Here is an 8,680-nt window from a genome sequence, read left to right on the forward strand (position 1 = left end):
GAGCGGGGGAAGCGTAGCGATGTCATCGAAGAACCGTCTGGACCCGATTCCGCAGCCGCCGCCCAAGCCGGTGGTTGGCAACATGCTGTCGCTGGATTCGGCCGCACCCGTGCAGCACCTGACGCGGCTTGCCAAGGAGCTCGGCCCGATCTTCTGGCTCGACATGATGGGGTCGCCGATCGTCGTCGTCTCCGGACACGATCTCGTCGACGAGCTCTCCGATGAAAAACGATTCGACAAGACGGTGCGCGGTGCGCTGCGGCGCGTGCGCGCGGTCGGTGGCGACGGCCTGTTCACCGCCGATACCAAGGAGCCGAACTGGAGCAAGGCGCACAACATCCTGCTCCAACCCTTCGGCAACCGCGCCATGCAGTCCTACCACCCGAGCATGGTCGATATCGCCGAGCAGCTCGTCCACAAATGGGAGCGTCTGAACGCCGACGACGAGATCGACGTCGTCCACGACATGACGGCGCTGACGCTCGACACGATCGGCCTGTGCGGTTTCGAGTACCGTTTCAACTCGTTCTACCGGCGCGACTACCATCCCTTCGTCGAATCGCTGGTGCGCTCACTTGAAACCATCATGATGACGCGCGGCCTGCCGTTCGAGCAGCTCTGGATGCAGAAGCGGCGGAAGACGTTGGGCGAAGACGTTGCCTTCATGAACAAGATGGTCGACGAGATCATCGCCGAGCGCCGCAAGAGTGCCGAAGGAATTGATGACAAGAAGGACATGTTGGCCGCGATGATGACCGGCGTCGATCGCTCGACCGGCGAGCAGCTCGATGACGTCAACATCCGCTACCAGATCAACACTTTCCTGATCGCGGGGCACGAGACCACCAGCGGCCTGCTGTCCTACACGCTTTATGCGTTGCTCAAGCATCCGGACATTCTCAAGAAGACCTATGACGAGGTCGACCGCGTATTCGGTCCGGACGTCAATGCCAAGCCGACCTACCAGCAGGTGACGCAGCTCACCTACATCACGCAGATCCTGAAAGAAGCGCTGCGGCTGTGGCCGCCGGCGCCGGCCTATGGCATCTCGCCTCTGAATGACGAGACCATCGGCGGCGGCAAGTACAAGCTCAGGAAAGGCACGTTCACCACGGTCCTGGTGACGGCGCTGCATCGCGACCCCAACGTCTGGGGGCCCAACCCTGATGCCTTCGACCCCGAGAATTTCAGCCGCGAGGCGGAGGCCAAGCGGCCGGTCAATGCCTGGAAGCCGTTCGGCAACGGCCAGCGCGCCTGCATCGGCCGTGGCTTCGCCATGCACGAGGCTGCGCTCGCGCTCGGCATGATCCTCCAGCGCTTCAGATTGATCGATCATCAGCGTTATCAGATGCACTTGAAGGAAACGCTGACGATGAAGCCGGAAGGCTTCAAGATCAAGGTCCGGCCGCGTGCGGATCGTGAGCGCGGTGCTTATGGCGGCCCGGTCGCGGCGGCCGCTTCTGCGCCGAGGGCACCACGTCAGCCGACCACCCGGCTCGGCCACAACACGCCGATGCTGGTTCTTTACGGCTCCAACCTCGGCACGGCCGAGGAGCTTGCGACGCGCATGGCCGATCTCGCCGAGATCAACGGCTTTGCCGTGCGCCTCGGGCCGCTCGACGACTACGTCGGCAAGCTGCCGCAAGCCGGCGGCGTGCTGATTATCTGCGCCTCCTATAACGGGGCGCCGCCTGACAATGCGACGCAGTTCGTCAAATGGCTCGGCGACGACTTGGCAAGAGACGCCTTCGCCAACGTGCGGTACACCGTGTTCGGCTGTGGCAACAGCGACTGGGCCGCAACCTATCAATCGGTGCCACGGTTCATCGACGAGCAATTGTCGAAGCATGGCGCCCGCGCGGTCTATCCGCGCGGCGAGGGCGACGCGCGCAGCGATCTCGACGGTCAGTTCCAGAAGTGGTTCCCGGCCGCCGCCCAGGTTGCGACCAAGGAATTCGGCATCGACTGGAATTTCACCCGCACCGCGGAGGACGATCCGCTCTACGCGATCGAGCCGGTCGCGGTGACCGCCGTCAACACCATCGTGGCGCAGGGCGGCGCGGTGGCGATGAAGGTGCTGGTCAATGACGAGCTCCAGAACAAGTCCGGCGCCAATCCGTCCGAGCGCTCGACGCGCCATATCGAGGTGCAGCTTCCGTCTAATGTCACCTACCGGGTCGGCGACCATTTGAGCGTGGTTCCACGCAACGATCCGACGTTGGTTGATTCAGTGGCCCGCCGGTTCGGTTTCCTGCCGGCCGACCAGATCAGGCTTCAGGTCGCCGAGGGCCGTCGCGCGCAGTTGCCTGTTGGCGATGCCGTGTCGGTCGGCCGTCTGCTCAGCGAGTTCGTCGAGTTGCAGCAGGTGGCGACCCGCAAGCAGATCCAGATCATGGCTGAGCACACCCGTTGCCCCGTCACCAAGCCGAAATTGCTCGCCTTCGCCGGCGAGGAGGCCGAACCGCTCGAGCGTTATCGCAGCGAGATTTTGGCCAGGCGCAAATCCGTGTTCGACCTGCTGCTCGAATATCCCGCCTGCGAATTGCCGTTCCATGTCTATCTGGAAATGCTCTCGCTGCTGGCGCCGCGCTATTACTCGATCTCGTCCTCGCCGTCGGTCGATCCGGCGCGCTGTAGCGTCACGGTCGGCGTGGTCGAAGGGCTGGCCGCCTCTGGGCGCGGCACCTACAAGGGGATTTGCTCGAACTATCTCGCCAACCGCCGCACAGGCGATACGGTCTACGCGACGGTGCGAGAGACCAAGGCCGGCTTCCGGCTCCCGGATGATCCATCCGTGCCGATCATCATGATCGGTCCGGGTACGGGCTTGGCTCCGTTCCGCGGCTTCCTCCAGGAGCGCGCCGCGCGTAAAGCCGAGGGGGCCGTCCTTGGCTCAGCGATGCTGTTGTTCGGCTGCCGCCATCCCGACCAAGATTTTCTCTATGCGGATGAATTGAAGACGCTGTCGGCCGGCGGCATCACCGAACTGTTCACCGCGTTCTCGCGCGCGGACGGACCGAAGACCTATGTCCAGCACATGCTTGCCGCGCAGAAGGACAAGGTCTGGCCGCTGATCGAGCAGGGCGCGATCATCTATGTCTGTGGCGACGGCGGCAAGATGGAGCCCGACGTGAAGGCGGCGCTGGTCGCGATCCATCGCGAGAAGAGCGGCAGCGATACGGTCGCCGGTGCGCGCTGGATCGAGGAGATGGGTGCGAAGAGCCGCTATGTGCTGGACGTCTGGGCGGGAGGGTGATTGTTCGTCCGATCGTGCTAAAGCTCTCGCATGATTCCCTGGGAAAAGATCGATACCGCCAAAATCCCCGGCTCCGACGAGGAGCTTCGCCTGATGCGGCGCGGCAAAGAGTTCTCCATTAAGCTCGGCATCAACGAGCTGATGAACAACCGCCTGTCGGGCTCCGAGGTCGCGCTCGCGACGCTCGCGGCGAAGAGAATCGAGACCGTCGCAAAGCCCGTCGTCCTCATCGGTGGCCTCGGCATGGGCTTTACGTTGCGCGCGGCGCTCACCGTGCTCGGAGCTAAGGCGAAGATCGTGGTCTCCGAGCTGGTGCCTGCGGTCGTCGCCTGGGCGCGAGGCCCAATGTCAGAGGTCTTCGGCGACAGTCTCGATGATGCCAGGGTGAGCATCCGGGAGACCGATGTTGGCGAAATCATCCGGGCGAAGAGCTCGGCTTTCGACGCCATTCTCCTCGATGTCGACAACGGGCCGGAAGGGCTGACGAGAAAGGGCAATGACGCGCTCTACAGCGCAAGCGGGCTGAAGGCGGCGAAGGCGGCATTGCGGCCGGGCGGCGTGCTCGGTGTCTGGTCGTCGGGACCCAATCCTGCATTCACCAAGCGTCTCGGCAGCGCCGGTTTCGACGTCAACGAGGTCAGTGTGCGCGCCACCGGCAGGGGTGGCGGCGCGCGCCACGTGATCTGGATCGCGAAGAAGAGCTAGAACATCGTGTTGTTGTTCGCCGGATTCTCCGGGATCGGCTGCACCACGTCCCAATGCTCGACGATCTTGCCGTTATCGAGCTTGAAGATGTCGACGATCGCGTTGCCTTTGGTGCCGGGTTCGCGAACCGCGTGAACGTGGAGAATGACGTAGTCACCATCAACGAAAGAACGCTTGATCTCGCTGTGCGAGTTCGGGAACTTCTCACGCAGGAAGCCGATGAACTTTCGGAAGCCCTCCGGACCATCGGCAGCGTTCGGATTGTGTTGGGTGTATCGGTCGCCGACATAGGTGAGGGCCGCGTCGACATCCTTCTGATTGAGACCTTTCTCGTAGAAGGCCAGCACCGCTTTGCGATTGGCTTCTTCTTGTGCGCTGCCAGCCATCGCGGCGCCGTTGGCGAGGGACAGCACGAGAATTGAAGCGGCGAGCATTGCGACCGGCCGGACGATGAGATGCATGTGAGCTCCGAGAGGCCGCAGCCCCTGTCTTGCGATTGAGGAAGGCCTCTATAGCTTTCGCACCGGCACTCGTTAAGAGAGTAACCGGCAGCTCACATGGTCACCGCCAGGAGACCGAGGGCGTCGGTCTACGCCGCCTGCACTGCTGCGCCATGGGCGTGCATGTCGATGGCGCCGATGATCTCAGGCCAGAACCTCATCGGAAGAGCGTGGCCCATGCCTTCGATCATCAGCAGCTTTGCACCCGGAATTGACTCTGCCGTGTCCTTGCCGCCTTCGGGACGGACCAGCGGATCGACCGTGCCGTGAATCACGAGCGTCGGCGTCTTGACGCCATGCAGCCGCTGCTTGCGGCTGCCGGAGGCGAGCACGGCGCGGAGCTGCCGGCCGACGCCGGCCGGATTGAGCCCGCGGGAGAAGACGCGTTCGGCGCGGCCGGGGTCGAGCGCTTCTTCTTCCGGAAAGGAACCGGCGCGCAAGACCTTCCAGGTCTGGCCGTAGCGGGTGATGAACTCCTCCTTACTGCGCGGCGGCGGTGCCATCAGCATGGCAGCGGCCTCCCGCGTCGGCGGCGGAACGCGCGGATTGCCTGTCGTCGACATGATCGAGGTCAGTGAGCGCACGCGCTGCGGAAACGACAGCGTCACCTCCTGCGCGATCATGCCGCCCATGGACGCCCCGACCAGATGCGCCGACTTGATGCCGAGCGTGTCCATCAGGCCGACCGTGTCTTTGGCCATGTCGATCAGCTTGTAGGTTGCGGCGACGGGAATCCTGAGGAAGCGAAGCTTGAGCAGCTCGAGCGGCGTTAGCCGCTTGCCGCCGGCGAGATGGCTCGACTTGCCGATGTCGCGGTTGTCGAAGCGGATCACGCGAAAGCCGCGCGCGGCGAGCTGCTCGCAGAACACATCGTCCCAATGGATCATCTGCGCCCCGAGCCCCATGATCAGCAGCAGCGGCTCGGCATTGTCGTTGCCGAAAATCTCGTAGCAGATGTCGATGCCGTTGGCGCGGAGGGTCTGAGGCGGCTGATGGGCGTTCACAGGCGTGTTCCCTTGGCTTTTGATCAATGCTGTATCGCACGGTTTCCCGCGGCAAAGAAGCCGTGTGCGCGGCACCCGCCGCTTGCCGGTTGACCGGCCCCTCGCAACCGTGTGGAATGGCCGGAAAAGAAGGGCACAAGCGCTCCAAATTGGGAGGACGCCGATGACCGACAAGATCACCGACCCAGTCGCCTTGTGGCAGAAGATGGTCGGCGACATGGAGAAGGGGTTCAACTCCTTCGCCACCAGGGCGATGGAGACGCCTGAATTCTCGCAAGCCATGAATCGCGCCGGCGGCGCTGCTGCGGGTGCTCAGAAGCAGTTCGGCGATCTCATGGAGAAGTACCTGCTCTCCATGAACCTGCCGAGCCGCGAGCAGATGACCGGCATCGCCGAACGGCTGCAAGCCATCGAAGGCCAGATTGGCGAGATCAAGTCGATGCTGAGCCAGATGTCGGCCAATTCGGGCGATGCGCAGATCGGCGTCGCGCCGCGGCCGCCACGCACCAAACGCCCGCCCTCCGAAGGCGGAGAGCAAAGATGAACGCGCCGACCGGACTTGATTTCGCTGCGATCCCGGAGCGCATCCAGTCCGAAGTGCAGCGCGCGATCCAGCGCAGCATCAAGGGCGTCGAATATTTCTCGAGCTCCGGTCCCACGCTCGGATCGACTCCGAAGGACGTGCTGCACTCGCGCGGTACGATGAGCCTCTACCACTACCGGCCGATGTCGGACGAGATCTACCGCGTGCCGGTGCTGGTCGTCATGGCGACGACCAATCGCGGCTACATCCTCGATCTCGTGCCGGGCCAGAGTTTTATCGAGTTCCTGCTCAAGCGCGGCTACGACGTCTACATGCTCGACTGGAGCGCGCCGCGGCCGGAGGAAAAGAGCCTGAGGATGGAGGACTATGTCCTCGATTTCATCCCGGATTGCGTCCGTCGCGTGCAGGCCGATTCCGGCGAGCAGGATGTCTCCGTCATCGGCTATTGCTTCGGCGGGGTCTTGTCGCTGCTCTATGGCTCGATCTTCCCGGACGGGCCGATGAAGAATCTGATCTGCTTCACCACGCCGATCGACTTCCGCGAGATGAAGCTGTTCTCCAATTTCTCCGACCGACGTTATTTCGACGTCGACCGCCTGGTCGACAGCGTCGGCAATGTGCCGCCGGAGATGATCCTGTCCTCGTTCGAGATGCTGCGTCCGGCCTCGCGCACGGTGAGCCAGATCCAGCTCTGGGAGAACATCTGGAACGACGAGTTCGTCAAGTCCTACCGGATGTTCGATCGCTGGGCGACCGACACGCTGCCGCTGGCGGGCGAGTATTTCCGCACCATCACCAAGGACCTGATGTGGGACAACAAGCTCTACAACGACACCATGTCGGTCGGCGGGCGGCCAGCGAAGCTCGAGAATATCAAGGTGCCATTCCTGCACGCGGTCGCCGAGCACGATCACATCGTGCCGTATGAGGCCGCAAAACATCTGATCGCCAAGATCGGATCCGACGACAAGGAAGAGGTGATGTTGAAGGGCGGTCACGTCTCTCTCGTCGCCGGTGCCAATGCGGTGAAGCGGCTGTGGCCGAAACTGGACTCCTGGCTGGGAAAGAGATCGACATGAGTGAGCAGCGTGCCTATCCGCGTCACGTCAAGACCGACGCGGGCGATATTGAGGTCCGCCTGATGTCGCCTGCGGACGAAGGCGCTGTGCTCGCTTTCGGCAAGGGCTTGCCGACGCATGACCTGCTGTTCCTGCCGCGCAACATCAGCGAACCGAAGGTGCTGTCCGCCTGGGTCAAGGAGATCGAGCGTGGCGCGATTCAGAGCCTTCTCGCGGTGAAAGACGGCAAGGTGGTAGGTTGCGGCACGCTGGTGCGCGATCCGCACTCCTGGTCGCCCCATGTCGGCGAGATCCGCATGGTGGTTTCGCCCGAGGTCCGCGGGAAGGGGGTGGGGAAGGCGCTGTCGCAGGAGACCTTTGCGCTCGCGCTAGGGGCCGGGCTGGAAAAGCTCTCGGTCCAGATGACGGTCGACCAGCAGGCGGCGATCGCGCTGTTCGAGAGCCTCGGCTTCAAGGCTGAGGCGCTGCTCCGCGACCATGTCCGGGATGTCGGCGGCAAGACCCACGACATCGTCGTGCTTGGCCACAACATTGCGCAGGTCCAGGCCCAGATGGAGGCCTACGGGCTGCCAGGCGCCGTCCAGCACTAGGAGCGCCGTCCAGCACCGAGACGCCATTGGGCAACCCAAAAGCTGGAAATCAACCCCATGCACAGTAGGCGGCGGGCCAGGAAGGCGGCAGATTGCCTGCTCTTTCGGCGGTTCACGGTTTCGTGATATCGCAGTGCAATACCGAATGTTGCATCGCACCATTAACTCTGCCATATAAGCCGTGCCCCGGGCCACAACCGGACGGGGTGAGCCCATAGCTCAACTCAATGAGGATGGAGAGACCCCAATGACGACTGAGACCAACACTGCTTTCGAAGGCTTCAAGGACGCGTTCAAGAACATCCAGAACCTGGAAGTTCCCGAGGCCGCCCGCGAGTTCGTCAAGAAGACTGCCAACACCGCCAAGGATCGTGCTGCCGAAGTGTTCGCTGGCTCCGAGCGCGTGACCGCCGCCGTCGAGAACGCGGTGACCGAGTCCGTCACTGAGGCCGGCAAGATCAGCCGCAACATCCAGCAGGCGATCTATGAGGACGCCGAGGCGTTCTTCTCGGGCATCGACAAGCTCGCGTCCGCCAAGTCGTTCAGCGAAGCTCTCGAGATCCAGTCGAGCCTGCTCCGCGCCCGCGGCGAAGCCTTCGTCTCGCGCGCCAAGGCGACCACCGACTATCTCGGCAACCTCGCCGCCAACGGTGCGAAGTCCGCTCAGGACAACTTTGCCAAGGTCTACACCAAGACCGCCTGATTGGCGCCTGAGACGAGAAACTGAATTTGAGGCCCGCTTCGGCGGGCCTTTGTTTTTTGCGCTGCCGTCATTGCGCGCGAAGCAATCCGGAGTCTTTCCGCGGAGGCAGACTGGATTGCTCACATGGGGAATTGGTGTGTCAAGGCGGTTGTTCAGCTCTTAGTTCGATTGCACGCCATCAGGCTATGGTGGTCGGGCGTGACCGGTTCAGAGCACTCCTTTTCGTCGGCGATCCAAGGTTCGAGCCGGTTCTGCAATCTGGTTTACGTGCCAGATCAAACTCACATTCGGTCGTCGCG

Annotated in this window: 8 protein-coding genes; 6 read left to right on the forward strand and 2 right to left on the reverse strand. The window is 62.9% G+C overall.

Features of this window, described 5'->3' with window-relative positions; all coding sequences use genetic code 11:
- The first annotated feature begins 19 nt into the window (after positions 1 to 19).
- Positions 20 to 3,256, forward strand: a complete 3,237-nt coding sequence (locus tag ABIC09_RS12975) for a bifunctional cytochrome P450/NADPH--P450 reductase (RefSeq protein ID WP_354109493.1) — start codon at positions 20 to 22, stop codon at positions 3,254 to 3,256.
- Between the two features lie 30 nt (positions 3,257 to 3,286).
- Complete coding sequence (locus tag ABIC09_RS12980) at positions 3,287 to 3,961, forward strand: spermidine synthase (protein WP_148748931.1); 675 nt, start codon at positions 3,287 to 3,289, stop codon at positions 3,959 to 3,961.
- On the opposite strand, the gene ABIC09_RS12985 is transcribed toward ABIC09_RS12980, so the two are convergent.
- Both ABIC09_RS12985 and ABIC09_RS12990 read right to left on the reverse strand, forming a co-directional pair.
- On the reverse strand, positions 3,958 to 4,422 hold the full coding sequence (locus ABIC09_RS12985) for a nuclear transport factor 2 family protein (protein WP_148748930.1): 465 nt from the start codon (positions 4,420 to 4,422) through the stop codon (positions 3,958 to 3,960). The two genes, ABIC09_RS12980 and ABIC09_RS12985, sit on opposite strands and share 4 nt — an antisense overlap.
- Positions 4,423 to 4,550: 128 nt before the next feature.
- On the reverse strand, positions 4,551 to 5,465 hold the full coding sequence (locus tag ABIC09_RS12990) for an alpha/beta fold hydrolase (RefSeq protein ID WP_148748929.1): 915 nt from the start codon (positions 5,463 to 5,465) through the stop codon (positions 4,551 to 4,553).
- Between the two features lie 163 nt (positions 5,466 to 5,628).
- On the opposite strand from ABIC09_RS12990, the gene ABIC09_RS12995 reads away from it, so the two are divergent.
- The 4 genes from ABIC09_RS12995 (at position 5,629) to ABIC09_RS13010 (ending at position 8,381) form a co-directional block, all read left to right on the forward strand.
- Positions 5,629 to 6,009: a hypothetical protein gene (locus ABIC09_RS12995; RefSeq protein WP_354031754.1), complete on the forward strand. Its 381-nt coding sequence runs from the start codon at positions 5,629 to 5,631 to the stop codon at positions 6,007 to 6,009.
- Positions 6,006 to 7,088: a PHA/PHB synthase family protein gene (locus tag ABIC09_RS13000; protein WP_354031755.1), complete on the forward strand. Its 1,083-nt coding sequence runs from the start codon at positions 6,006 to 6,008 to the stop codon at positions 7,086 to 7,088. Before ABIC09_RS12995 ends, ABIC09_RS13000 begins: the two co-directional genes overlap by 4 nt.
- Positions 7,085 to 7,678: a GNAT family N-acetyltransferase gene (locus ABIC09_RS13005; RefSeq protein WP_354109494.1), complete on the forward strand. Its 594-nt coding sequence runs from the start codon at positions 7,085 to 7,087 to the stop codon at positions 7,676 to 7,678. The genes ABIC09_RS13000 and ABIC09_RS13005 overlap by 4 nt, the downstream gene beginning before the upstream one ends.
- Before the next feature lie 247 nt (positions 7,679 to 7,925).
- Positions 7,926 to 8,381, forward strand: a complete 456-nt coding sequence (locus ABIC09_RS13010; protein ID WP_354109495.1) for a phasin — start codon at positions 7,926 to 7,928, stop codon at positions 8,379 to 8,381.
- Positions 8,382 to 8,680 lie beyond the last annotated feature (299 nt).

Source organism: Bradyrhizobium sp. S3.12.5 (assembly GCF_040548225.1).
Lineage (GTDB): Bacteria > Pseudomonadota > Alphaproteobacteria > Rhizobiales > Xanthobacteraceae > Bradyrhizobium > Bradyrhizobium cytisi.

What these genes read in the sequence shown, in the direction of transcription:
- ABIC09_RS13000 (WP_354031755.1), top strand. Translation starts at nt 6,006, where the DNA reads ATGAACGCGCCGACCGGACTTGATTTCGCTGCGATCCCGGAGCGCATC.
- ABIC09_RS12995 (WP_354031754.1), top strand. Translation starts at nt 5,629, where the DNA reads ATGACCGACAAGATCACCGACCCAGTCGCCTTGTGGCAGAAGATGGTC.
- ABIC09_RS12975 (WP_354109493.1), top strand. Translation starts at nt 20, where the DNA reads ATGTCATCGAAGAACCGTCTGGACCCGATTCCGCAGCCGCCGCCCAAG.
- ABIC09_RS13005 (WP_354109494.1), top strand. Translation starts at nt 7,085, where the DNA reads ATGAGTGAGCAGCGTGCCTATCCGCGTCACGTCAAGACCGACGCGGGC.
- ABIC09_RS12985 (WP_148748930.1), bottom strand. Translation starts at nt 4,422, where the DNA reads ATGCATCTCATCGTCCGGCCGGTCGCAATGCTCGCCGCTTCAATTCTC.
- ABIC09_RS13010 (WP_354109495.1), top strand. Translation starts at nt 7,926, where the DNA reads ATGACGACTGAGACCAACACTGCTTTCGAAGGCTTCAAGGACGCGTTC.
- ABIC09_RS12980 (WP_148748931.1), top strand. Translation starts at nt 3,287, where the DNA reads ATGATTCCCTGGGAAAAGATCGATACCGCCAAAATCCCCGGCTCCGAC.